General features: G+C 62.5%; 23 protein-coding genes. 12 read left to right on the top strand and 11 right to left on the bottom strand.

What is annotated here, in order from left to right; translation table 11 throughout:
• Positions 1-85 precede the first annotated feature (85 nt).
• The 5 genes from tnpA to VKR55_RS24120 all read left to right on the top strand — a co-directional run bounded on the left by tnpA (position 86) and on the right by VKR55_RS24120 (position 3,317).
• Positions 86-481 (top strand): IS66-like element accessory protein TnpA, encoded by a 396-nt coding sequence (tnpA, locus tag VKR55_RS24140; protein WP_324407283.1) that lies wholly within the window; start codon positions 86-88, stop codon positions 479-481.
• Positions 478-825: an IS66 family insertion sequence element accessory protein TnpB gene (tnpB, locus tag VKR55_RS24135; protein ID WP_324407281.1), complete on the top strand. Its 348-nt coding sequence runs from the start codon at positions 478-480 to the stop codon at positions 823-825. The genes tnpA and tnpB overlap by 4 nt, the downstream gene beginning before the upstream one ends.
• Before the next feature lie 94 nt (positions 826-919).
• Positions 920-2,551: an IS66 family transposase gene (tnpC, locus tag VKR55_RS24130; RefSeq protein WP_324407291.1), complete on the top strand. Its 1,632-nt coding sequence runs from the start codon at positions 920-922 to the stop codon at positions 2,549-2,551.
• A 13-nt stretch (positions 2,552-2,564) separates the two neighbouring features.
• The gene (locus VKR55_RS24125; RefSeq protein ID WP_324407280.1) at positions 2,565-2,936 is read left to right on the top strand and encodes a DUF3024 domain-containing protein; all 372 of its coding nucleotides are present in this window, start codon (positions 2,565-2,567) and stop codon (positions 2,934-2,936) included.
• A gap of 81 nt (positions 2,937-3,017) precedes the next feature.
• Positions 3,018-3,317 carry a hypothetical protein gene (locus tag VKR55_RS24120; protein ID WP_324407278.1) on the top strand — a complete coding sequence of 100 codons (300 nt, stop codon included), beginning with the start codon at positions 3,018-3,020 and terminating at the stop codon, positions 3,315-3,317.
• Positions 3,318-3,807: 490 nt separating this feature from the next.
• Here VKR55_RS24120 and VKR55_RS24115 read toward each other — a convergent pair whose 3' ends face one another.
• A complete protein-coding gene (locus VKR55_RS24115) occupies positions 3,808-4,089 on the bottom strand; it encodes a hypothetical protein (RefSeq protein WP_324407277.1) in 282 nt (93 codons plus the stop codon).
• 44 nt (positions 4,090-4,133) lie between these two features.
• Positions 4,134-5,063 (bottom strand): IS1595 family transposase, encoded by a 930-nt coding sequence (locus VKR55_RS24110; RefSeq protein ID WP_324407275.1) that lies wholly within the window; start codon positions 5,061-5,063, stop codon positions 4,134-4,136.
• A gap of 291 nt (positions 5,064-5,354) precedes the next feature.
• Between VKR55_RS24110 and VKR55_RS24105 the strand changes: the two genes are divergently transcribed.
• A complete protein-coding gene (locus VKR55_RS24105) occupies positions 5,355-6,551 on the top strand; it encodes a Xaa-Pro peptidase family protein (RefSeq protein WP_324407273.1) in 1,197 nt (398 codons plus the stop codon).
• A 112-nt stretch (positions 6,552-6,663) separates the two neighbouring features.
• Here VKR55_RS24105 and VKR55_RS24100 read toward each other — a convergent pair whose 3' ends face one another.
• Positions 6,664-7,485 (bottom strand): enoyl-CoA hydratase/isomerase family protein, encoded by an 822-nt coding sequence (locus tag VKR55_RS24100; protein ID WP_414642434.1) that lies wholly within the window; start codon positions 7,483-7,485, stop codon positions 6,664-6,666.
• Between the two features lie 92 nt (positions 7,486-7,577).
• On the opposite strand from VKR55_RS24100, the gene nthA reads away from it, so the two are divergent.
• From nthA to VKR55_RS24085, 3 genes are read left to right on the top strand one after another with little or no spacing between them, the layout of a single operon-like run.
• Positions 7,578-8,207, top strand: coding sequence for a nitrile hydratase subunit alpha (nthA, locus tag VKR55_RS24095; protein WP_324407271.1), 630 nt, complete (start codon positions 7,578-7,580; stop codon positions 8,205-8,207).
• Positions 8,204-8,863: a nitrile hydratase subunit beta gene (gene nthB / locus VKR55_RS24090; protein WP_324407269.1), complete on the top strand. Its 660-nt coding sequence runs from the start codon at positions 8,204-8,206 to the stop codon at positions 8,861-8,863. The genes nthA and nthB overlap by 4 nt, the downstream gene beginning before the upstream one ends.
• Complete coding sequence (locus VKR55_RS24085; RefSeq protein WP_324407267.1) at positions 8,863-9,240, top strand: nitrile hydratase accessory protein; 378 nt, start codon at positions 8,863-8,865, stop codon at positions 9,238-9,240. Before nthB ends, VKR55_RS24085 begins: the two co-directional genes overlap by 1 nt.
• A gap of 70 nt (positions 9,241-9,310) precedes the next feature.
• Here VKR55_RS24085 and queC read toward each other — a convergent pair whose 3' ends face one another.
• Complete coding sequence (gene queC / locus VKR55_RS24080) at positions 9,311-10,024, bottom strand: 7-cyano-7-deazaguanine synthase QueC (RefSeq protein ID WP_414642433.1); 714 nt, start codon at positions 10,022-10,024, stop codon at positions 9,311-9,313.
• Positions 10,025-10,141: 117 nt separating this feature from the next.
• On the opposite strand from queC, the gene mazG reads away from it, so the two are divergent.
• Positions 10,142-10,966: a nucleoside triphosphate pyrophosphohydrolase gene (gene mazG, locus VKR55_RS24075; RefSeq protein ID WP_324407265.1), complete on the top strand. Its 825-nt coding sequence runs from the start codon at positions 10,142-10,144 to the stop codon at positions 10,964-10,966.
• Positions 10,967-11,099: 133 nt separating this feature from the next.
• Here mazG and hflX read toward each other — a convergent pair whose 3' ends face one another.
• From hflX to VKR55_RS24055, 4 genes are all read right to left on the bottom strand, one after another.
• The gene (hflX, locus tag VKR55_RS24070) at positions 11,100-12,479 is read right to left on the bottom strand and encodes a GTPase HflX (protein WP_324407263.1); all 1,380 of its coding nucleotides are present in this window, start codon (positions 12,477-12,479) and stop codon (positions 11,100-11,102) included.
• 11 nt (positions 12,480-12,490) lie between these two features.
• Complete coding sequence (gene hfq / locus VKR55_RS24065) at positions 12,491-12,739, bottom strand: RNA chaperone Hfq (protein ID WP_006020546.1); 249 nt, start codon at positions 12,737-12,739, stop codon at positions 12,491-12,493.
• Between the two features lie 285 nt (positions 12,740-13,024).
• Entirely contained in the window at positions 13,025-14,395 is a 1,371-nt protein-coding gene (ntrX, locus tag VKR55_RS24060; protein WP_324407226.1) for a nitrogen assimilation response regulator NtrX, read from the bottom strand.
• A gap of 17 nt (positions 14,396-14,412) precedes the next feature.
• Positions 14,413-16,770 (bottom strand): sensor histidine kinase NtrY-like, encoded by a 2,358-nt coding sequence (locus VKR55_RS24055; protein WP_324407287.1) that lies wholly within the window; start codon positions 16,768-16,770, stop codon positions 14,413-14,415.
• A 381-nt stretch (positions 16,771-17,151) separates the two neighbouring features.
• Between VKR55_RS24055 and VKR55_RS24050 the strand changes: the two genes are divergently transcribed.
• Together VKR55_RS24050 and VKR55_RS24045 are read left to right on the top strand one after the other, a co-directional pair.
• Positions 17,152-18,633, top strand: a complete 1,482-nt coding sequence (locus VKR55_RS24050) for an HD domain-containing protein (protein ID WP_324407225.1) — start codon at positions 17,152-17,154, stop codon at positions 18,631-18,633.
• Positions 18,634-18,638: 5 nt separating this feature from the next.
• Positions 18,639-19,157, top strand: a complete 519-nt coding sequence (locus VKR55_RS24045) for a hypothetical protein (RefSeq protein WP_324407224.1) — start codon at positions 18,639-18,641, stop codon at positions 19,155-19,157.
• 94 nt (positions 19,158-19,251) lie between these two features.
• On the opposite strand, the gene ntrC is transcribed toward VKR55_RS24045, so the two are convergent.
• Genes ntrC through dusB form a run of 3 tightly spaced genes read right to left on the bottom strand, consistent with a single transcriptional unit; the run spans position 19,252 to position 22,859 of the window.
• Positions 19,252-20,694, bottom strand: a complete 1,443-nt coding sequence (ntrC, locus tag VKR55_RS24040; protein WP_324407222.1) for a nitrogen regulation protein NR(I) — start codon at positions 20,692-20,694, stop codon at positions 19,252-19,254.
• Positions 20,695-20,706: 12 nt separating this feature from the next.
• Positions 20,707-21,909 carry a two-component system sensor histidine kinase NtrB gene (locus VKR55_RS24035; protein ID WP_324407220.1) on the bottom strand — a complete coding sequence of 401 codons (1,203 nt, stop codon included), beginning with the start codon at positions 21,907-21,909 and terminating at the stop codon, positions 20,707-20,709.
• Complete coding sequence (dusB, locus tag VKR55_RS24030) at positions 21,906-22,859, bottom strand: tRNA dihydrouridine synthase DusB (protein ID WP_324407218.1); 954 nt, start codon at positions 22,857-22,859, stop codon at positions 21,906-21,908. The genes VKR55_RS24035 and dusB overlap by 4 nt, the downstream gene beginning before the upstream one ends.
• Between the last annotated feature and the right edge of the window lie 138 nt (positions 22,860-22,997).

The following is a 22,997-nucleotide window of genomic DNA, read 5'->3' as shown; positions in this document are numbered from 1 at the left end:
GGTAACCCTCCGGTGAGGGCCGCCTTCCGGGCGACAACCTTGCCTGCGATAGTTTGCTGATTGATTTGCAAGCAAATGAGCAAACGTGAGCAAGATTTCGGTTCTGTCGGGTCCGGAGCGGCGGCGGCGATGGACGACGGTCGAGAAGCTTCGGATCGTTGAGGAGAGCCAGGCGCCTTCGGCCAGCGTCATCGAAGTGGCACGTCGGCATGACGTGCATCCCAATCTCCTGACGGTTTGGCGGCGGCAGGCGCGAACAGGTGCCATCGGGCCCGCAGCGGCATTGCGGCAGGAGGACGAGGTGCAATTTGCGGCGGTTTCAGTTGCGCCGGAGCAGCCGGCATGGGCAGCTCGTGCAGGAACTGGCGGGACGATCGAGATCGCCTTTGCGAACGGAGTGCAGCTTCGGATCACGGGCGCGGTCGATCCCGCGACGTTGACGGCGGCGGTGGCTGCGTTGTCGGGTGGACGAGCCCGATGATCCCGTTGCCGACCGGGGTGCGGGTGTGGCTTGCCACGGGCCATACCGACATGAGGAAGGGCTTCGCCAGCCTTGCGCTCCTGGTGCAGGAGGTGCTGAAGCGTGATCCGCTGAGCGGCCATCTGTTCTGCTTCCGAGGCCGGCGCGGCGATCTCTTGAAGGTGATCTGGCATGACGGCCAGGGCGCCTGTCTGTTCAGCAAGCGGCTGGAGCGCGGCCGGTTCCTGTGGCCAAGCGTGGCCGACGGTGTGGTGACTATCTCACCGGCGCAGTTTGGTTATCTGTTGTCGGGGATCGACTGGCGCCATCCGCAGGAGAGCTGGCGTCCGACCTCGATGGGGTGATGATTCTGCTTGCGGCTATTGATGGATGTGATTCCATCGGATTGTGACCGACAGTTCTGAATCGCTCCCCACCGATCTTGCCACCGCGCATGCGATGATCCTCGCCGAGCGCGCCGCGCGGGTTGAGGCGGAAGTGCTGGCGGCAAGGGCGCAGGCGGCGGCGGTGAATGCCGAGGCCGACGCCGCCAATGCGAGAGCGGACCTGTCGAGCACGGAAGCGCTGATCAGCCACTACAAGCTCGAGATCGAGAAGCTGCGGCGCCAGCTTTATGGCACCCGTTCCGAACGCACGGCACGCCTGCTGGAGCAGATGGAGCTTCAGCTCGAGGAACTGGAAGCAACCGCCACCGAGGACAAATTGGCGGCTGAGCAGGTGGCGGCGAGATCGCAGACCATCCAATCCTTCCAGCGCAAGCGGCCATCGCGCAAGCCGTTTCCCGACCACCTGCCGCGCGAACGCGTTGTGATCCCGGCGCCGGCCAGTTGTCCCTGCTGCGGCTCGGACCGGCTGTCGAAGCTTGGCGAAGACATCACCGAGACGCTGGAGGTGGTTCCGCGGCAGTGGAAGGTGATCCAGACCGTGCGCGAGAAGTTCTCGTGCCGGGCCTGCGAGACGATCACCCAGCCTCCGGCGCCGTTCCACGTGACGCCGCGCGGCTTCGCCGGACCGAACCTGCTGGCGATGATCCTGTTCGAGAAGTTCGGTCAGCATCAGCCCTTGAACCGGCAGAGCGAGCGCTATGCCCGGGAAGGCGTCGATCTGAGCTTGTCGACGCTGGCCGACCTGGTCGGCGCCTGCACGACCGTGCTGCAGCCGCTACACGCCCTGATCGAGGTGCATGTGCTCGGTGCCGAGCGCCTGCATGGCGACGACACAAATGTGCCGATCCTGGCGAAGGGCAAGACGATCAAGGGACACATCTGGACGTATGTTCGCGACGACCGTCCCTTTGGCAGCAGGGCGCCGCCGGCGGCGCTGTATTATGCCTCACGAGACCGGCGGCACGAACATCCCGTGCGGCATCTGAAGGCCTTCAGCGGCATCCTGCAGGCCGATGCCTACAACGGCTACAACGAGCTGTACGATCCCTCGCGCGCGGAGGGGCCGATCACGTCGGCGTTGTGCTGGGCCCATGCCAGGCGGCAGTTCTTCGAACTGGCGGACATCGCCGCCAATACAAGGCGAGGCAAGAATGCGGGAGCGATCTCGCCGATCGCGCTGGAGGCGGTCAGGCGTATTGACGTCCTGTTCGAGATCGAGCGCGGCATCAACGGCGTTGCTGCTGCTGAGCGGATGCGCATCCGTAAGGAGCAAAGCGCGCCACTACTGGAGGCTCTGGAAGCCTGGCTGCGCGAGCAGCGTGGCCGCCTATCGCGCTCGGCCTCGGTCGCCGAGCCGATCGACTATATGCTCAAGCGTTGGGATCGGTTCGCCCGCTTCATCGACGATGGCCGGATCTGCCTGACCAACAACGCAGCCGAACGAGCCCTGCGCGGCTTTGCCCTGGGCCGCAAGTCCTGGCTGTTCGCCGGATCAGATCGCGGTGCCGAGCGTGCCGCGGTCATGGCGACCTTGATCATGACCGCCAAGCTCAACGACGTCGATCCGCAAGCCTGGCTCGCCGACGTGCTTGTGCGCATCAACGACCACGCCATCCACAAGCTGGATGAGCTTCTGCCCTGGAACTGGCGAAAGCCCATGCCAGGTCGTACCAAAGCGGCGTGAGCCAAGAGGACACATGAGATCGAGTGGTTTTTCCGCGGCAGAAAAATCGGCGGTGACCGCCGCCTGCCAGCACCTGATCGACGACTTCCTGAAGCCCCGCTTCCTGCCCACCATCCGGCCGACGCAGTTCAACTATCCCGTCGATATCCTCGGCAAATGGCACGGCACCAAGTATCGCTTCATTCAACGCTACCGCTCCGGTTTCCCTCAGAATCTCGGCGAAGAGTTTGACGCGCCCTTCGCCCGTCTCGACTGGATCAGCCGCAACCGCTTCGACCTCCAGTGGCATCGCCACACCGGAGAATGGTTCTGCCTGCATCGCAGCCTTACTCTCGCCGAAGCGATTGACACGCTAAGGTCCGAAGGATTGTTCCATCCCTTTTGAACATCGCAAGTTCAGTTCCCCGCGGTACTCGCCGGATGGTTACATTCTTACGCCCTACACTGCGGTCTTAAGTTTCGATTTTTGCGCAAAGAACCGCCCGGCAAGGTCTATCAAGGCGGCGACATAGATGGACGCATTAAGACGTTCATGGATGCCTTAACGATGCCTCGTCACGTTGAGCAAGTCTTGGACAAGACTAGTTCCAAATCCGCGCCGATCTATTGTTTGCTGGAAGATGATTCTCTCGTCTCCGGATTCGAAGTTGAAAGCGAAAGACTGCTCGGTGATGCAAATCATGCTGCTGATTGGGTGAGGTTGATGATCGAAGTCGATGTGCGAGTGCGCCAAGCGACCATCTACAACCAATCATTCCTTGGGTGATGGACGTTTCACGACCTTTTTGAAAGCGCGTTCCGCGCCATCCTTTGTTTCATCCGCTTCCGCTTCCTTTGCGGCGTCAATGAACCGCTTGGACTGTTCCGGATCGTTGGGCGGGCGTTCTGGTTTGCGTGCCATCCAGCCTATAATAAGCCCTGATGACGGCCTTCGCTAGGAGGGGCAAATTATGGATACACCGATTTCGTTGCTAACAAAGCCACCTATTCAATACTGGGGTGGCCTTGGAATTGCGGCGTGGATGCTTGGCCATCACGTTGGGATGGAAGATTTCGAATCCATAACATTTGCTGTAATCGTGGCGCTAAGCGTGCGAGGATTAATAGCCTACGCAATTAGTACAAAGAAATGATGGGCGGCGTTGCCGCGCCGCGCCATCCTCAAAGCAGACTGAAGCGCATCCGCGTGAGCAACATATGCCAGCGTGGAGCTTTTGTCATGTCGATGATTAAAGACTTAGAGAAGTTCGCCGAAGTCAGCCGCCGGGTTTCTTGGCCCTCGAAGTTGCTAATGTCTGAGCTGCCTCAAAAATCCAATCCAATTCAGCGCGAATTTTTTCCGCAACTTCTGTTCCGAGGTCGGCAAGCTCTGGGGCGTCAATTCGCTCGTTTAATCCATTCGAAATCCGCCCAAGACTAGCGATAGGATCGCCAGTCAAGGCGGCTTGGCTTGCCAAGAGCACAACCACAACGTCACGGATGGCTAGTGTCCTAGCCATCGTGTCCGTCAAAAATCGCTCTAGCTCGCTTGCGTTCACGTCGGCGCTTTCTTTTGAAAGGCAACTCCAATTGCCAAGGAACTTTAGGCTTCCATGGCGCTATGAGTTGTTTGATACGTGAGCCGCTTGCCACGAGTGGCGCGGACCGCAATCGCGGCGCGCTGATCGTCGTTGATGCCAAGTTTCTCGCGGGTGTTCTGGCGGAAGTCGAACTCGGCAAGGTAACGGTCAAGATGCTTGGAATCGACGTGTTGGTAAACGCCAACAAGGCCGCGCTTCAGGACGCTGAAAAAGCCTTCCAGCGTATTCGTGTGAACGTAATCGCGGACAAACTCGAATTTGGAGTGGTCAACGGTCTCATGGCTCGCAACCGGCGCGTGGCGATAGGCGACCGCCGTATCGGTCACCAAGCGGCTTTCGTGATGCACGTTCTGACGGATCACGGCCATGGCAGCGCGATGGTCAAGGAAGGTGGACCGAATGTCGCCGCCGCGCTCAACGAGGCTCATGACAATCGGGTTGTGAGACTTGCGCCGGAAGCCAGCGGGACGGCGCGTCTTGCGGGACCGCGCGAGTTCGGTTTCGTCCGCCTCAACGATCTTCCCAGAGCCGCCAAGCGGCCCCAGATCACCGCCCGGAGCCATCGCGAAGCGGATGCGGTGGCCAAGATGCCACGCGGTTTTCATGCCGCAGCCAAGGATGCGCTGAAGCTGGCGCGTCGAGACGCCTTTCTTGCTGGCGCACATGAGGTGGATGGCCTGAAGCCAGAATCGGAGGGGGAGTTTGCTTTCCTCGAAAATAGTCCCCATGCGGACCGTGAACGGCTTCCGGCAGGCGTAGCACTTGCGCAGGCCAGCGCGGGTCGTCTTTCCGGACAGGCGGCCGATCTTGGCCTGATCGTCGTTCTGGCAATGCGGGCAGACCGGACCACGGGGCCAAAGCTGGCTCTCGACGTACTCAAACGCCGCGTCCTCGTTGTGAAACCGATCTTCGGAAAGGACTGAGTTCGCCATGGGTTATCTCCAATGACGAAACCCTACATCAAGCGCATGGGTATGTAAAGTGAAACGTCACCTAAAATAATTCCATAATATACCTTATGCGAATTGTTGATATGGGCAGACGGAAACTGCCCCGGCTCGAAAGCCCAGCCAACAAGCTTTGTGCGGACTGCATCTCGCGGGCGGAACGGCGCCATATCACTTCAGCATTGGTCAAACGCACGGGCCGCACCCAGAATGGCTTGGTCCGAAGAAACACAACGCCGGAAGAGCGGTTGTTTCGGCGACCAACGGAGGTCCGTCATGCAGGAAAGCGTCACTCATACAGCCCAGTCCCGCACTATTCCGTTTGATACCGCCAAGCTCGACCGCCTGATGGAGCAAGCCGGCCTCGATATTCTGGTCGCGACCTCAAAGCACAACGTCCAATATCTGCTCGACGCCGAGCGCGCGATCTTCTTCGATTACATGGATGCAATCGGGGTCAGCCGTTACCTGCCCGCGTTCATCTACCCGAAGGGCGCGCCCGAGAAAGCGGGCTATATCGGCAATCCCCTGGAGGCCCATCAGCGCGCCGTCGTGCCGCTCTGGGTGGGCGAGGTCCAGAACAAGTCCATGGGCTCGGTCGATTCCGTCACACGCGCGGTAGAGCTGATCAAGAAGTCAGGCGTGCCGATGCAGCGGATCGGGGTGGAGATGGCGTTCCTGCCGATGGACGCCGGCCGTGCGCTTGCCGATGCCCTGCCCGGCAGCGAGATCAAGGACGCCCTCTTTGTGCTCGAGCGCTTGCGCGCAGTGAAGTCGCAAGGAGAGCTCGCCAAGCTCAAGAAGGCCTCGGAGCTGGTGACGGACTCCATGCTGGACGTTATCGCCAAGCACGGCCCCGGCACGACCAAGCGGGAGCTGTTCGAGGCGCTCAAGGTCGCGGAGGTCGCGCGCGGCCTGACCTTCGAATATTGCCTGCTCGCTTGTGGCGATAGCCATAACCGGGCGCCCTCGCCGCAACGCTGGGAGCAGGGCGACGTGCTGTCGCTGGATTCCGGCGGCAATTATTACGGCTATATCGGCGACCTCGCGCGGATGGCGGTGCTGGGCGAGCCCGACAGCGAGTTGAATGATCTTTTGGCCGAGATCGAGGCCGTCCAGCAAGCCGCGTTCGCTGCGGTCAGGGCCGGCGCGATGGGCGGGGACATCTATGCCGCCGCCGGGAAGCAGCTCGCGCAGTTGAGCCAGCGCGACCATACCGAGTTCCTGGCCCACGGTATGGGCCTCGTCAGCCACGAGGCCCCTCGCCTGACCGCCACGGGACCGGTGCGCTACGACGATTATGACGCCCACCGGCCGCTGGAAGCGGGCATGGTGGTGTCGATCGAGACCACCATGAAGCATCCGAAGCGCGGCTTCATCAAGCTCGAGGACACGGTCGGCGTGACGCCAGCCGGTTACGAGATCTATGGCGAGCGTGGCCGCGGCTGGAATCTCGGCGGCAACGCGCGTTAAAATCATCCCATCCTCGTCATGGCCGGGCTCGTCCCGGCCATCCACGTCTTTCCTGCCGCAGGCAAAGACGTGGATGCCCGGCACAAGGCCGGGCATGACGAAGCGAACATCCTTACCGCCCGCGAAACTTCGGCTTGCGCCGCTCGCGAAAGGCCGCGACGCCCTCCGTGTGGTCCTCGCTCATGGTGGCGAGCGCGTACTGGTCGCCATCCATGTGGCTTGCGAGATCATCCAGCGCATGAGCAAGCCGGTTGACGGTCAGCTTCGTCATCGCAACCGAGATCGGCGGCTGCCGTGCGACCTTCTCGGCGAGCGCCATGGCCGCGTCGAAAGCCTTGCCCGGCTCGGCCACCTCCTCCACCAATCCCCACTCATACGCTTCCTGCGCCGAGATGCGCTGATCCGCCAGGATCACCGCCTGCTTGGTGCGCGCCGGTCCGATCAGATGCAGCATGCGCGGCACGCTCTGCCAGCTCATGTTCATGCCTAGCCCGATTTCCGGCACACGCAGATGCGCGTTGGCAGCCATCACGCGAAAGTCCAGCGCGACCGCGAGCGCCACGCCACCGCCGATGGCAAAGCCCTCGATCGCGCCAATCGTGATCTGCTCCATCTCCTGCCAGGCGCGGGTCATCCGCGGCCCAACTTTCAGAGCCCGCCGAAGGCTACCCACGTCCATCTCCTTGCGGGCGCGGCCTTCCGCGTCCTTCAGATCGAAGCCCGCAGTGAACGCCTTCGCGCTGCCGGTCAGTACCACGACCGAGGTCTCGGCATCGTCCTCAAAACTGCGCGCCACGGCGGTGAGTTGCCGCATCGCCTCCGGCGAGAGCGCGTTGAGGCCGTCGCCGCGATCGAACCGCACCACCGCAATGCGGCCCTCCGGCCCGACCCCCTTCTCGACGCTGAGAAACTGCGACAGTTGGCTTAGGGCCACGAGTTCGCCTCCCCTTTTCAAATTATTTTGCAGCACGATAGCGGAGCCGGCCGCCTCGACATAGCCGGAATATTTCCTGTAATCTCCGCTACATGAGCGAACACGACCACGACCATCATGACCACGACCACTCGGAACTCTCCGAGATGGATTTGCGCGTCCGCGCGCTGGAGACGGTGCTGACCGAGAAAGGCTATGTCGAGCCCGCCGCGCTCGACGCCATCGTGCAGGCCTACGAGACCAAGATCGGCCCCCACAATGGCGCGCGCGTCGTCGCGAAGGCCTGGACCGATCCCGCCTTCAAACGTGCGCTGCTGCAGGATGCGACCAAAGCGGTCTCAACCCTCGGCCATGTCAGCCGCGTCGGGGATCATCTCGTCGCGGTCGAGAACACGCCCGAGCGCCACAACATGGTCGTGTGCACGCTGTGCTCCTGTTATCCCTGGGAGATGCTTGGGCTGCCGCCGGTCTGGTACAAGGCCGCGCCCTACCGCTCGCGCGCGGTCAAGGACCCGCGCGGCGTGCTCAACGATTTTGGCGTGAGCCTGCCGAAGGAAATCGAGATCCGCGTCTGGGATTCGACCGCGGAGACGCGCTTCCTGGTATTGCCGATGCGCCCGAAAGGCACCGAAGGCTGGAGCGAGGAGCAGCTCGCCGGGCTCGTGACGCGCGATTCCATGATCGGCACCGGCTTTCCCAAAACTCCGGGTGCGCCGTCATGAACGGCGTGCACGACATGGGCGGCATGGACGGCTTCGGCAAGGTCGAGGTCGAAGCGAACGAGCCGACCTTTCACGAGAAATGGGAAGGCCGCGTGATGGCCATGGTGCGCGCGATGGGCGCTGCCGGCGCGTTCAACATCGACATGTCGCGTTTTGCCCAGGAAAGGTTGCCTCCGCATATTTATCTGGCCAGTTCATATTACCGAAGATGGCTCCTTGGGCTGGAAGGCAATCTGGTCAACAGAGGCTTTGTCACGGCTTCGGAACTCACGGTCGGGCACGCCAGTGAGCCGGCAAAGCCCTTGAAGCGCGGCAAGTTCGGAATTGATGACGTCGAGCGCATCATGGTGCGCGGCAAGTTCGGGCGCACCGCGCAGGCGCCGGCGAAATTCAGGGCCGGCGATCGGGTGCGCGCGAAGAACATTCATCCCGTGACGCATACGCGGCTGCCGCGCTACGTGCGCGGCCACATCGGCGTGGTCGAGCGCGATCACGGCGTGCATGTATTTCCGGATTCGGCGGCAACCGAAGCCGGCGAGAACCCGCAATGGCTCTATACGGTGGTGTTCGATGGGACCGAGCTGTGGGGCGCGGACAGCGATCCGACGGTGAATATCTCGATCGACGCCTTCGAGCCCTATCTGGAGAAGGCGTGATGGACGCGGCAAGCGCGGAGGCCACGCGCGCCGTTCCCGCGATCCCCTGCGACGCCGAAGGCCCTGTGTTCCGCGAGCCCTGGGAAGCGCAGGCCTTCGCCATGGCGCTGGCGCTGCACGAGCGCGGCGTGTTCACCTGGAGCGAATGGGCCGCCGCACTCGGCGCCGAGATCAAGCGCGCGCAAGCCGCCGGCGATCCCGACACCGGCGAGACCTACTACCGGCATTGGCTCGCGACGCTGGAGCGCCTCGTCGCCGCCAAAGAGGTCGCCTCCTCCGACACCCTGCATCGCTACCGCGACGCCTGGGACCACGCGGCGGATCGTACGCCACACGGGACGCCGATTGTGCTGAGAGAAGAGGACTTCCGCCGGTAACCCCGTCATTGCGAGCGAAGCGAAGCAATCCAGACTATCTCCGCGGAAGCAGTCTGGATTGCTTCGTCGCTTACGCTCCTCGCAACGACGACGCCACATACTCCCCCCACCCCTTCGCCCTGAGCGCACACGCCGGGCACTTGCCGCAGCCATAGCCCCAGTCGTGGCGGGCGCCGCGTTCACCGAGATAGCAGGTGTGGGAGTGCTCGCGGATCAGGTCGACGAGGCCATCGCCTCCGAGATCATGCGCGAGCTTCCAGGTCGCGGCCTTGTCGCGCCACATCAGCGGCGTGTGCAGCTCGAAGCGCTTGGCCATGCCGAGATTGAGCGCGGCATTGAGCGCGCGGATGGTCTCGTCGCGGCAATCGGGATATCCGGAATAATCGGTCTCGCACATGCCACCGACGATGTCGGCGATGCCGCGGCGGTAGGCGAGCGCGGCGGCGAAGGTGAGGAACACCAGGTTGCGCCCGGGCACGAAGGTGTTGGGCAGTCCGTCGGCGCCCATCTCGATCGCGACGTCGCGCGTCAGCGCGGTATCGGAGATGTCGGCGAGCGTCGGGATTTTCAGCGTATGGCTCTCGCCAAGCTTTTGCGCCCAATCAGCGTTGAGCGCTTTGACGCCATCCAATAACCGCTCGCGGCAGGCAAGCTCGATGGCGTGGCGCTGGCCATAGTCGAAGCCCAGCGTCTCGACGCGAGCAAACCGGCTTAAGGCCCAGGCGAGGCAGGTTGCGGAATCCTGTCCGCCCGAGAACAGCACCAGTGCGGTTCCGGATTGCATTTTCTCATTCATGGCAGGGCCTTAGCACAGCTAATTCAGGTGGTGGAAAAATAGCGGCGTTGCGCTGGGATCGTTCCCCCTCTTGCGGCATAACGCTCTGGCTTACGAGGTGCACCCATGACCCCTTCCCGCGATATTTCCCGCCTGATCGAGATCATGGCGCAGCTCCGCACGCCCGTGACCGGCTGCCCGTGGGACCTCGAGCAGAATTTCTCGACCATCGCGCCCTACACGATCGAGGAAGCCTACGAGGTCGCGGATGCGATCGCCCGCAGCGACTTCGATGATCTCAAGGATGAGCTCGGCGATCTCCTGTTGCAGGTGGTCTATCACGCCCGCATGGCGGAAGAGGAGAAAGCCTTTGCCTTCGGCGACGTGGTCGAGGCGATCACGAGGAAGATGATCCGCCGCCATCCCCATGTCTTCGCCGACAAGGACGGCAACATCGCCCCCGCCGGGGTCAAGAGCGCTTGGGAGCGCATCAAGGTCGAAGAGAAGGCCGAGCGCGCGGCGCGGCGGCCGCAGCACGCCAATGAACATTCCTCGCTGCTCTCAGGCGTCAAGGCCGGCCTGCCCGCGCTGACGCGCGCGATGGAGTTGCAGAAGAAGGCCTCCACTGTCGGTTTCGACTGGAACGATCCGCGCCTGGTGCTGCAGAAGATCCGCGAGGAGTGCGATGAGATCGAAGCCGCGCTCGACCGCGATGACATGGAGGAACTCGCGGACGAGACCGGCGATCTCCTGTTCGCGCTCGTCAATCTCGCCCGCCACGTGCACGTCGATCCCGAAATGGCGCTGCGGCGCGCCAATGCCAAGTTCGAGCGCCGCTTCGCCCATATCGAGCAGGCACTGGCCGCGCGGGGGCGCTCGCTGGACAAGGCGACGCTCGACGAAATGGACGCGTTGTGGAACGAGGCGAAGGAGAAGGAGCGGGATTTGTAGGGTGGGCAAAGGCGCATCGCGCCGTGCCCACCGTCTTTCTCCGCGATCTCGCTGCTTGAAATGGTGGGCACGCGGAGCCAGTCATCGGGCCGCGCGCTCGCGCGGACCCGTTGGCTTTGCCCACCCTACGGCTCTACGGGGCCGCTTGCGGCACAGCGTCGAACCTGTTGACCACAATCTCCCGCTTCGTCTCATCCACGCGCACCGTCATGTCGAAGCGGCCGTCGTGCAACTGCTTGTCCAGAATCTCGGCGTTGCGGTGTAGCCAGGAGATGCCGGCGCCGTCGGAGGCGTCGATCGAAAGGTTGAGCGTGGTCCGCGTGGCCGCCAGCCGCCGTTCGATCCCCGCCAGCAGCGCCTCTAGCCCCTCCCCGGTTGCGGCCGACACGAGGAAGCATGAGTGATCCGCCGGACGGCGAGCAGCGATGTTCTGCAAATTCTCGCGCTCTTCCGGTGTAAAGCGATCGATCTTGTTCCATACCTCGATGATGCGCTCGCCATCCTCGGGATTGATGCCGAGTTGGCGCAGCACGGAATCGACGTCGCGCTCCTGCGCCTCGGCGTCCTCATGCGAGATGTCACGGACATGCAGGATGACGTCGGCCTCCAGCACCTCTTCCAGCGTGGCGCGGAAAGCCGCCACTAGCTGCGTCGGCAGATTGGAGATGAAGCCCACCGTATCCGACAGCATCGCCTTGCCGCCATACGGCAGGTTGAGCGCGCGCAAGGTCGGATCGAGCGTGGCGAACAGCATGTCGGCGGCCTGCACGTCGGCGCGCGTCAGCCGATTGAACAGCGTCGACTTGCCGGCATTGGTGTAGCCGACCAGCGCCACCACGCGATACGGCACGCGCTGGCGGCCGGCGCGGTGCAGCCGGCGCGTTGCCTGCACCTTCTTCAATTCGTTCTGGAGCCGGACGATGCGCTCGCCGATCTGGCGGCGGTCGGCCTCGATCTGGGTTTCGCCGGGGCCGCCCATGAAGCCAAAGCCGCCGCGCTGACGTTCGAGGTGGGTCCAGGATCGCACCAGGCGGCTGCGCTGATAGTTCAGATGCGCAAGCTCGACCTGCAGCGCGCCTTCTTTGGTCTTGGCGCGGCGGCCGAAGATTTCCAGGATCAGGCCAGTGCGGTCGAGCACCTTGGTGTTCCAGGCCTTCTCCAGATTGCGCTGCTGGATCGGCGACAGCGCGCAATCCATCACCACAAGCTCGATGGCGTTGCCGCCAACGAGGCCGATGATCTCCTCGACCTTGCCCTTGCCGAGATAGGTCGCAGGCCGGATTTGCGCGATCGGGGCGATCAGCGCATCGGCGACTTCGAGGTCGATGGCGCGGGCGAGGCCCTTGGCCTCGTCGAGCCGGGCCTCGAAATCGCGGACGTGCTCATCCGTTTGCGCATCGGCATTGCCGCGGCGCATTCGCAAATAAGGGCCGATGACGATTACCCGGCCCGAGCCACTTGCCCCTGCCGACCGCGGACGGTCAGCGCCCCCTTGCCAATTCCGGGGTTCCAATCAGTTCACTCTCAAGCCGGAGCATCCTCGCCCCCTTCGAACAACTGGATCGGAGCGCCCGGCATGATGGTCGAGATCGCATGCTTGTAGACAAGCTGCGAATGACCGTCCCGTCGTAGCAGCAGGCAGAAATTGTCGAACCAGGTCACAATCCCCTGCAGTTTCACTCCATTGACCAGAAAGATCGTCAGTGGCGTTTTGGTCTTACGAACGTGATTAAGGAAGGTGTCTTGTAGATTTTGTGCGCGGTCTGCCGCCATTGTTGTTATCCCGCTCTTGTCTTTTTATTTGAACCGGCGGCAGCCCTCTCTCTTTGGTCTCATGGAGCCGTCCTCCGGTTGCCGCAGTCCCTTGAGATCCCCCTCCCGAGACGACGACGGAACGATTAGAAGGCAGGTGCGCTTTTTAGGCAAGCCGCTTCACGAGCCTGTCACACGGAAGTCGGGGGCAATCTTCGCCAATTCCGCGCAGGTTGGCCGGCATTTCCCAAGCAAATGCATGAATGCCAACCAGACGCGGGCAACGGGCGCTAACCGACCCCAATGCTAGCCAACTCCAAGCGCCTTCAGCTTGCGGTGCAGGGCCGAGCGCTCCATCCCGACGAACTCCGCTGTGCGAGAGATATTCCCGGAGAAGCGGCTGATCTGGGCGATCAGATAGTCGCGCTCGAACACCTCGCGCGCCTCGCGCAGGGGTAGCCCCATGATGTGCTCGCCATTGTTGCTGGTCGGCATCGCCGGCACCATGGAGCCGACGTCCTGCGGTAGCATGTCGGCGGTTATGATGACCTCCGGTCCGCCACCGGCCAGGATCATGACGCGCTCGACATTGTTGCGGAGCTGGCGGACGTTGCCGGGCCAGACATGGGACTGCAGCACCGCCATCGCGTCCTGGCCGATCTGGCGTTTCGGCAGGCCTGTCGAGGCCGAGATCTGGTCCATGAAATAGTCGATCAGCTCGGGGATGTCCTCGCGCCGCTCGGACAGCGGCGGCACGCGGATCGGCACCACCGACAGGCGGTGATAGAGGTCCTCGCGGAAGCGGCCGGCCGCGATCTCTTCCTCCAGGTTGCGCGCGGTCGAGGAGATGATGCGGACGTCGACCTGGACCTTGGTGGTGCCGCCCTGGCGCTGGAAGGTCTGGTCGACCAGCACGCGCAGGATCTTGTTCTGGGTCTCGCGCGGCATGTCGGAGATTTCGTCAACGAACAGCGTGCCGCCATGGGCTTCTTCGAGCGCGCCGGTCTTGCGCGGCTGCTCGCCATTGGTCTGATCGACGCCGAACAGTTCCTCTTCCATCCGCTCCGGCGTGATCGCCGCCGCGTTGATGACGACGAACGGCCCCTCGGCGCGGCTGGAAGCCGCATGCAGCGTGCGTGCGGCCAATTCCTTGCCGGCCCCGGAGGGACCGACGATCAGGATGCGGCTGTTGGCTTTCGCCGCCCGCTCAATGGTCTGGCGGAGCTGGTTCATGCAGGGCGAGCGGCCGGTCATGATGCTCGCCGCCGGCGTCATCTGCTTCAACTCCCGGACCTCGCGCTTGAGCCGGGAGTTTTCCAGCGCCCGCGTCGCCACCAGGATCAGGCGGTCGGACTTGAAGGGTTTTTCGATGAAGTCATAAGCGCCGCGCTTGATCGCGGCGACGGCAGTCTCGATGTTGCCGTGGCCGGAGATCATCACGACGGGCAGATCGGGATGATCCTTCTTGACCTGCTCCAGGAGCTGCAAGCCGTCGAGCTTGGAGCCCTGCAGCCAGATGTCGAGAAACACCAGATGCGGGCGGCGATTGGCGATCTCGGCAAGCGCGGAATCGCTGTCGCGCGCTGTCCGGCTCGAAAACCCCTCGTCATCCAGGATGCCTGCGACCAGCTCGCGGATATCGGCTTCGTCGTCGACAATGAGAATGTCACTTGCCATGGCTCGCGCCCCGCTCGTCAGTGGCCTGTTGCGGCTTCGATTTTTGTTTCACTGTTAGTCGCTTCTGCCTGCCCATTGGTTTCTGTGTTGTCCGGCCTTGTTTCCGATGTCGACGGCTCGGCCTGGGCCGCCTGGTCCCTGCCTTCGATCTTGGTCTGGCTGCGGCCGGTGACCGAGAAACGCAGCCGCATCCAGGCGCCGCGCTGGCCCGGCCGAAAATCGGCCGCATCCTTCAGCTCGATCTTGCCGCCATGGTCTTCCAGCACGCGGCCGACGATGGCGAGCCCTAAGCCCGTGCCCTTCTCGCGCGTCGTGACGTAGGGCTCGAGCAAGCGCTGCCGGGCCACTTTCGGCAATCCGATACCGTTATCGACCACGTCAATCACGATGTCGTCGTCCTCGCGCGCGGCAATGACATCGATGCGACCTTTGCCGAGTTCCTCGGGCGGCACCTGCTCGATGGCTTCGGTCGCGTTCTTGATGATGTTGGTGACGGCCTGCGAGATCAGCCGCCGGTCGAACTGGGCATGCAGCGGGTCTTGCTTGATATCGGCCTCGATCTCGAGCTCGGGATGCGCAACTTTCATCAGGAACACCGCCTGGCGCACGGTATCGGCGACGTCCTCGCCCTCGATCACGGGCTTGGGCATGCGCGCAAAGCGCGAGAACTCGTCGACCATCCGCCTGATATCGTCGACCTGCCGCACGATCGTGTCCGTGCACTGGTCGAAGATGGATTTGTCCTTTTCTTCGGTGATGGTTTTGCCGAATTTGCGGCGGATGCGCTCGGCCGAGAGCTGAATCGGCGTCAGCGGGTTCTTGATCTCATGCGCGATGCGGCGGGCGACGTCGCCCCAGGCCGAGGTCCGCTGCGCCGAGACGAGCTCGGTGATGTCGTCGAGCACGATGATGTAGCTGTCGCGCGACTGGCTGGTCTTTTCGGCGCTGACGCGGACCGAAAGATTTCGCTCGATGCCGTCGCGCAGGATCGTGACCTGGCCCTGCACCAGCCGCTGCGTGCCCTCGCGCGCGGTCTTCATCATCTCGTCCAGCTCGGGCAGCACGTCGGAGAGCGGATGGTCCAGCGTCTCCGATTCCGCGTGCCCGATCAGCTTCTCCGCCGAGCGGTTGAGAATGCCGATGCTGCCGGAGGCATCGACGCCGATGATGCCGGCGGAAGCCGACGACAACACCGCCTCGATGAAGCGGCGGCGGCTGTCGATGGTTTCGCTGGCATCGACGAGCTCGTCGCGCTGGGTGCGCAGCTCCTGCGTCATCTTGTTGAAGGTCTCGCCGAGCTGCGCCAGATCGCCCTCGGATTTGTGCACGGGCACCTGCACATCGAGATTACCCGTCGAAACGGCGCTTGCCGCGCCCATCAGGCGCCTTATCGGCGCCACCAGCCAATTGGCGAAATTGAGCCCGATCAGCACCGAGGCCATCAGGATGGTGAGCGCGATCACCGCAAACATCAGCGCGAATGCCACCTGGACGCCGAGCCTCCGCGACTCGATCTGGGCATATTCGGCGGCGCTCGCCTGGGTCTGCTTGAGCTGCGCCACCACGTTCGGATCAAGCTGGCGGGCGACATAGAGGAAGGTGTCGCTGAAGTTGCGCAGCCGGATCACCGCCGCCACGTAATTCTCGTCGGGCAGGACCGCGATTTCAGGCTCAGCCGCGCCGACATTGGTGAGGAAGTCCGGCGCCGGCGGCGCGTAGGTCAGTTTGATGCCGGTTTCAGCCGCCACCAGGATGTTGGTGTTCTTGTCGATGATCATCGCGCCCGGCAGGTTGCGCGAGGTGGCATCGGAGGTCAGCAGCTCGCGAAAGGACAGGCGGTCCTGGTCGTAGAGCGGCCGCGCGCGGGCCATGTCGTTGGCCATACCCAGAATATCGCCGCGGATGAGCTGGGCGTGCTCCTGCATGTAGGCGCTGGCGATCGTCAGCGAGTTCTGGATCACCGTCTTGGTCGGACCCGAGAACAGCCGGTCGAGGCCGCGCTCGATGGTGACATTGGCGACGATCGAGACCACGACCGCCGGCAGCACCGCGATCACCGAGAACAGGCCGACGATCTGCACATGCAGCCGCGCCGCCGCCCGGCCCCGGCGCCGCGCCAGCACCATCTGGATGACCTCGCGGACGATGATGCCGACCAGGAGCAGGATGGTGCCGGCATTGATCGCGAGGAACGTGCGGACGACCCCAGGCGTCGGCTCGATCGGGGTGAGCCCGGTCAGGACGACGAAGGTCAAAAGCGCCGACAACAGCGCCAGCATCACGGCAAATGGCGCCAGCCACCGGCGCAGGGAAAATCCCCCACGTTCGGCAAACGGCGGATCGAATGATGCGGCCGAGGTCTCTGCGCTCGTCATTTCCGAGAAGGTGATGCTGAGGAATCTAGGTGTCCGCAACGCAGCAGACTGATGCATTCATATCACAATGTTGCCGAATTGCGACATTTCCGCGGCGCGAGGCGAGGCATTACGCTGACTTCCCACGGGATGCGGCCCCAAAGCACAATTGTGTATTGGGGGCCCTTTCCGGTTCGATGCTCATGCATCTTCGGCCTAGGGGATAAAGATCGCAGCTAATGCTTCCGACATGTCCTCCGAAACACCGCTTTGGCCTTAAGCGTATTAACCTCGTGTTGTCGTCGAATCGACAGGTATGATTTTGTTGTATTGACTTTTAGAACAAAAAGAGAACAAATGAGAGGACCTATTAAGCGAGCAAGAAAAAGGACTAAGCGAGTCTTGCAGAAGCAGGGCCAGCAGGAAAAGTCGCTTTCGAGACCGAAATTCAAAGCTGGAGAGCCGAAACCGCAGCGTGTCCGCGATCCGCTTCACAATCTAGTCGAGTTTGGAACGGGCCAATTTGAACACGTTATGTGGCAAGTGATCCAAACGCCGTCGTTTCAGCGTCTGCGCCGGGTCAAGCAATTGGGCTTCTCTGAACTTGTCTATCCAGGCGCGACGCACAGTCGATTTGCGCATAGCGTTGGGGTCTTTCATACCGCTCGCCACTTGATGAGGATTATCGAGCGCCACATGAAAGAGGGCGGTCATCGGCATCACTACCGTGAGCACCAAGCTCACGAGGCGCTTGCTGCGTCGCCCGTTCATGACCTTGGTCACGGCATGTTTAGTCACGCTTTCGAAGAGATTGGCAAGAAGCTGAAGCTCCCGATGGCAGACCATGAACATGTGGGAGGACTATTAATTCGCGAGGGCGAGGTAAGCGAAGCGTTTAGAGAAATGGGCAGTGGGTTCGCCAACGACGTCGCTACCGTAATCAAGCGAGGTCGCCCGATTGACCTCTATGGCGCGGTGGTTTCCAGCCAATTCGACGCCGACCGCTTGGATTATATGCAGCGCGATCGCCTGATGACAGGCGTGCAGAATAGTGGCATCGACTTTACGTGGCTAATGGCGAACCTTGAAATTGGGCGCATCAAGACCGGCGTAGACGAAGAGACGGTCGGCGAAATTGAGACGTTCGTGTTAGGTCCAAAGGCATTTTATGCTGCCGAGACCTACGTGCTCGCTCTCTTCCACTTGTACCCCACCATATATTTCCACAAGGCGACGCGGGCAGCAGAAAAGCTATTTTCCGTTTTAATGCTACGGATTATCTCTCTCATTCAAGACGCGCACATCAACCGGACAGGACTACCGAAAAATCATCCGCTTGCCCGCTTTGCGATGGCACCCGAATCGGTGGATAGCGTTCTTGCGCTAGATGACACTGTCTTTTGGGGAGCGCTACCGATGCTGGCTGATGCTCCGGATCGCCAAGTCCGTGACTGCGCATTGCGATTGAAAAATCGGCAATTGCCGAAATGTATCGACATCCGCCATCAGCTTGTTGACACTCTCGGATTGAGAAAAATCTCTGACCCGCGCGAGCGGGCAGAGGTTGGTAAGAAACTTGATCGGCTCATCGCCTCCATCGAGACCAAGCTCAATCATTGGGCCGAGAAGAATTCAAATGATGAAGCACCAAGAATTCTAACCGATCGCGCGACCCGCGATCCATACAAGCGGTTCGAAGAATCCAAAGGCCCGCTCAATCAAATTCATATTCGTTTGGCTGGCAATCAGATTCTCGATGTTGCTTCCATTTCTTCCGTTATTGCGGCAGTTGAAAGCTTTTCGCTGTTTCGTGCGTATGCGTGTGACGAGGATTCGGCAAACGCAATCACACACATTGTTGATTCAGAGCTGAGTGGAGGATGATAGTCATGGCTGCAACTAAGGAAGTCTGGGCAAAGGCAGCCGAAATCGTGCGCGACGCTGGTGGACGAGTTGTCGGCCGCACTAAGCTGCAGAAGATCGCCTACTTGCTGGAACTGTGCGGGTTAGGCGGGGGTTTTCAGTTCTCGTATCGACACTACGGGCCTTATAGTGAGGAACTTGCCGAAGCGATCAAGGTCGCAAGTGCATTTGGACTCGTTACAGAGGAAGAACGACAAGCGGATTGGGGCGGCATTTACTCCATTTATTCCTCCAGCGAAGGTTCGAGTGATCAATCGAATGCACGCACGCAATTCGCCAGAGCTGCCGCCCAGTTCGGGGCCGTCGAGTTAGAACTCGCCGCGACGGCAGCGTATTTGAGAGCCGTCGAAAGGTGCGCAGAGCCTTGGAAAGAAACAAAAAGGTTAAAGCCCGAAAAAGCGACGACCGTCCGCCTGCATGCAGCGAAAGTGGCATATCAAGAACTTCAGAAGCTGTCAGTTCCTAAAGCACTTCCTAACATTTGAGATACGATCCGATCGCGACTCGAACCGGCGCAAACTTCCGTCAACGCATCCAGCCCGCAAGAGCGCGGCATACGTCTTCGCGCGGCGCTTACGCTTAACCCCCGCTCCGATAGACCTGGATATCCAAATCCCGGATCTTCTTCCGCAGCGTATTGCGGTTCAGACCGAGCAGGTCCGCGGCGCGGATCTGGTTGCCGCGGGTCGCCGCCAGCGCGGCGGTGAGAAGCGGAACCTCGATCTCCTTGAGGATGCGGTGGTAGAGGCCCGGCGGCGGTACGCCGTTGGGGAAGCCGGAGAAGTGCGAGGAGAGATAGGCTTCCACCGCCCCGCCAAGATTGTCGATGCCGTGCGGCACGCTGCCGCCCGCGGTCACCGCCGGCGGCGCCAGCTCGCCATCGATGACGGAGGCGGTGATGACATCCTGCGGGTAGAGCGCAGCAAGCCGTCGGGCGAGGTTTTCCAGCTCCCGGACGTTGCCTGGCCAGCGGTGCTGCTTCAGCCGCTCCAGCGCCTGGGCGTCGAGCTTCTTCGGTGGCAAGCCGTCTTTCTCGGCGAGCGAGAAGAAATGCCGGACGAGATCAGGCAGGTCCTCGATCCGCTCGCGCAACGGCGGCAGCCGCAGCGGCACCACGTTGAGGCGGAAGAACAGATCCTCGCGGAACAGTCCCTGCTGGATCAGGATGCGCAGATCCTTGTTCGAGGCGGCGACGATGCGCACGTCGGTCTTGATCGGCGTGCGGCCGCCGACGGTCGTGTATTCGCCCTGCTGCAGCACGCGCAAAAGCCGGGTCTGCGCCTCCATCGGCATATCGCCGATCTCGTCGAGGAACAGCGTGCCGCCTTCGGCCTGTTCGAAGCGGCCGGAGGCGCGGGTGTTGGCGCCGGTGAAGGCGCCGCGCTCATGACCGAAGAGCTCCGACTCGATGAGGTCGCGCGGGATCGCCGCCATGTTGACGGCGACGAACGGGCCGTTGCGGCGCTTGCCGTAATCATGCAGCGCCCGCGCCACCAGCTCCTTGCCGGTGCCGGATTCGCCCGAGATCATCACGGTGAGGTCGGTCTGCATCAGCCGCGCCAGCACGCGGTAGATCTCCTGCATCGCGGGCGAGCGGCCGACCAGCGGAATGGCGTCGAACTCGGTATCTTCCGCTGGTGTCGCCGTGCGCTCCTTCGGCTCGGCGAGCGCACGGCCGACGATCGCGATCAGTTCCTTCAAGTCGAAGGGCTTCGGCAGATATTCGTAGGCGCCGCGCTCGCTAGCGCGGATCGCCGTCATGAACGTATTCTGCGCGCTCATGACGATCACGGGCAAATTCGGCCGCATCTTCTTGATGCGCGGCAGCAGGTCGAAGGCGTTCTCGTCCGGCATCACCACGTCGGTGATGACGAGATCGCCCTCGCCCTGGCTCACCCAACGCCAGAGCGTCGCCGCATTGCCGGTGAGCCGCACTTCGTAACCGGCGCGCGAGAGCGCCTGGTTCAACACCGTCCGGATCGCGGTGTCGTCGTCCGCGACGAGAATGCTACCTGCAGGCATGGTTGTCGTTCCTCATCTTGTGCCCTGTGAGGCGTGCAACGGCGTACCCGGAACGTCATCGCGACTATGTTGATCTGTTTGCTTGGCGGCGTTGTACATCGGCATCAGCACGCGGAAGATGGTCTTGCGCGGCTGTGACTCGCATTCGATGATCCCGCCATGGTCACCGACGATTTTTGCGACCAGCGCGAGGCCAAGCCCGCTGCCGGTGGCCTTGGTCGTAACGAAAGGGTCGAACAGGTTGGGCAACAAATCGTCCGGCACGCCGGAGCCATTGTCCTTGACGCAGAACTCGAGCGGCAGCGACACCCGCGTTTTCTTGCCGGGCACGGACAGGCGTACACCGGGACGGAACGCGGTGGTGAGCTGGATTTCCGCGTCGCTGCCGAGATCGACCACGGCTTCGGCCGCGTTCTTCACGAGATTCAGGAACACCTGGATGAGCTGATCCTGATTGGCGAGCACCGGCGGCAGCGACGGATCATAATCCTCGATGAAGCGGACATTGCGTGCGAATCCCGATTGCGCGAGCCGCTTCACGTGATCGAGCACGGAGTGGATGTTGACGGGGCCGCGCGCCACCGGGCGATCGTCGCCGAACACTTCCATACGATCGACGAGGGTGACGATGCGGTCTGCCTCGTCGCAGATCAGGCGTGTCAGCAAGCGATCCTCGGACGACGCCTGCTGCTCGAGGAGCTGCGCCGCGCCGCGAATGCCGGACAAGGGATTCTTGATCTCGTGCGCGAGCATCGCGGCGAGCGCGATAACGCTGCGCGCGGCGCTGCGATGGGTGAGCTGGCGGTCCATCTTGTCGGCGATGGTGCGCTCCTGCAGCATGACGACGATATGGCCGGGCCGCTCGGTCACGGGCGCTACGTGCAGATCGACCAGGCGGTCGCCGCCCATGCGCGGCGTGCCGAGATCGACCTTGTATTCGTTGACCGGCGAATGGCTGGCGCGGACCTGGTCGATCAGCGCGAGCAGCGGGCTGCCGAACGGCACCAACTCCTTCAGTGACTGCCGCTGCAAGAATTGCGTCGAGATCTCGAAGAAGGATTCGGCCGCCATGTTGGCATCGACGATCTTGCCGTCGGGGCCGACCAGGATCACGGGATTGGGCAGCGCGTTGAGGATCGCGTCGGCGTCGGATGATGGCACCGCCTTGCGATGTCCTTGGGTCTGGCCTTTGGTCTGTTCTGGGGCCGAGCTCATGCAGCGGCGCTCCATGCGAAATCGTCAAAAGCGTCCGTCAGCGCCCGATGCACGGTGTGCGGATCCTCCGAGGTCAAAATTTTCTGCCGCCAGGCTTTCAGGCTCGAAGCCGGCGCGCGGGCGCAAGCGTGAGCCACTTGCAGCGCCCAGCCGAGATGTTTGCGCGCATGGCGCAAACCCACGCGCAGGCCGTAATGACGGCAGACCTCGTCATAGAGCGCGTGGACATAGGATAGCTGCTCGGCGAGCGCGGGCGCCTCCTCCTCCGCGCCGCCATCGAGCCGCCGGCCGATCTGGCCCGGCAGCCAGGGCGCGCCCTGCGCGCCGCGGCCGATCATCACGGCATCGGCGCCGGATTGCGTGAGTGCGTCCACCGCGCTCTCGTAGGAGGTGATATCGCCATTGACGACGAGCGGAATCGAGATGGCGTCCTTGACTGCGCGCACCGCGGCCCAATCGGCCTCGCCCTTGTAGAACTGGCAGCGCGTGCGGCCATGCACGGTGATCATCTTGACGCCGCTCGCTTCCGCGCGACGCGCCAATTCCGGCGCATTGCGCGTGCGGTCGTCCCAGCCGAGCCGCATCTTCAGCGTCACCGGAACCGTAGCGGCGGAAACTGTCGCCTCGATCAGGCTCACCGCATGATCGAGGTCGCGCATCAGCGCCGAGCCGGACTGGCCGCCGGTCACATGGCGCGCAGGACAGCCCATGTTGATGTCGATGATGTCGGCGCCGGCGGCTTCCGCAACCCGCGCCCCCTCGCTCATCCAGCGTGCCTGGCAGCCCGCAAGCTGCACCACATGGGGGCCGATCCCGGCCGCCTCGCAGCGCAGCCTGGAAATCGGCCGGCCCTGCACCAGATCGTCACTCGCAGTCATTTCGGAGACCACCAGACCCACCCCGAGTCGGGCCGTCAGCCGCCGGAACGGCGCGTCAGTGACGCCGGACATGGGCGCAAGAAGCACCGGGTTGGCGATCTCAATATCGCCTATTTTCAAAGGCTTACGGCAAAACTCGTGCGCGCCTGTCACGAACGTCTCGTCTCCTTGGCAGGCGTTTCATCGCAACTGCCGATGTCCATTTTGAGC

Source organism: Bradyrhizobium sp. (assembly GCF_035309285.1).
Classification (GTDB): domain Bacteria; phylum Pseudomonadota; class Alphaproteobacteria; order Rhizobiales; family Xanthobacteraceae; genus Bradyrhizobium.
Note: the sequence above shows the minus strand (reverse complement) of the source record. Positions and strands in the feature narration are given on the sequence as shown.

Bases quoted from the DNA above. Each gene is read 5' to 3' on its own strand.
- VKR55_RS24035 (WP_324407220.1), bottom strand. From the start codon at position 21,909: ATGAGCTCGGCCCCAGAACAGACCAAAGGCCAGACCCAAGGACATCGC.
- nthB (WP_324407269.1), top strand. From the start codon at position 8,204: ATGAACGGCGTGCACGACATGGGCGGCATGGACGGCTTCGGCAAGGTC.
- VKR55_RS24110 (WP_324407275.1), bottom strand. From the start codon at position 5,063: ATGGCGAACTCAGTCCTTTCCGAAGATCGGTTTCACAACGAGGACGCG.
- VKR55_RS24085 (WP_324407267.1), top strand. From the start codon at position 8,863: ATGGACGCGGCAAGCGCGGAGGCCACGCGCGCCGTTCCCGCGATCCCC.
- hfq (WP_006020546.1), bottom strand. From the start codon at position 12,739: ATGGCGGCAGACCGCGCACAAAATCTACAAGACACCTTCCTTAATCAC.
- ntrC (WP_324407222.1), bottom strand. From the start codon at position 20,694: ATGCCTGCAGGTAGCATTCTCGTCGCGGACGACGACACCGCGATCCGG.
- ntrX (WP_324407226.1), bottom strand. From the start codon at position 14,395: ATGGCAAGTGACATTCTCATTGTCGACGACGAAGCCGATATCCGCGAG.
- tnpB (WP_324407281.1), top strand. From the start codon at position 478: ATGATCCCGTTGCCGACCGGGGTGCGGGTGTGGCTTGCCACGGGCCAT.
- dusB (WP_324407218.1), bottom strand. From the start codon at position 22,859: ATGTCCGGCGTCACTGACGCGCCGTTCCGGCGGCTGACGGCCCGACTC.
- nthA (WP_324407271.1), top strand. From the start codon at position 7,578: ATGAGCGAACACGACCACGACCATCATGACCACGACCACTCGGAACTC.
- VKR55_RS24105 (WP_324407273.1), top strand. From the start codon at position 5,355: ATGCAGGAAAGCGTCACTCATACAGCCCAGTCCCGCACTATTCCGTTT.
- VKR55_RS24045 (WP_324407224.1), top strand. From the start codon at position 18,639: ATGGCTGCAACTAAGGAAGTCTGGGCAAAGGCAGCCGAAATCGTGCGC.
- VKR55_RS24125 (WP_324407280.1), top strand. From the start codon at position 2,565: ATGAGATCGAGTGGTTTTTCCGCGGCAGAAAAATCGGCGGTGACCGCC.
- mazG (WP_324407265.1), top strand. From the start codon at position 10,142: ATGACCCCTTCCCGCGATATTTCCCGCCTGATCGAGATCATGGCGCAG.
- VKR55_RS24055 (WP_324407287.1), bottom strand. From the start codon at position 16,770: ATGACGAGCGCAGAGACCTCGGCCGCATCATTCGATCCGCCGTTTGCC.
- tnpC (WP_324407291.1), top strand. From the start codon at position 920: ATGATCCTCGCCGAGCGCGCCGCGCGGGTTGAGGCGGAAGTGCTGGCG.
- queC (WP_414642433.1), bottom strand. From the start codon at position 10,024: ATGCAATCCGGAACCGCACTGGTGCTGTTCTCGGGCGGACAGGATTCC.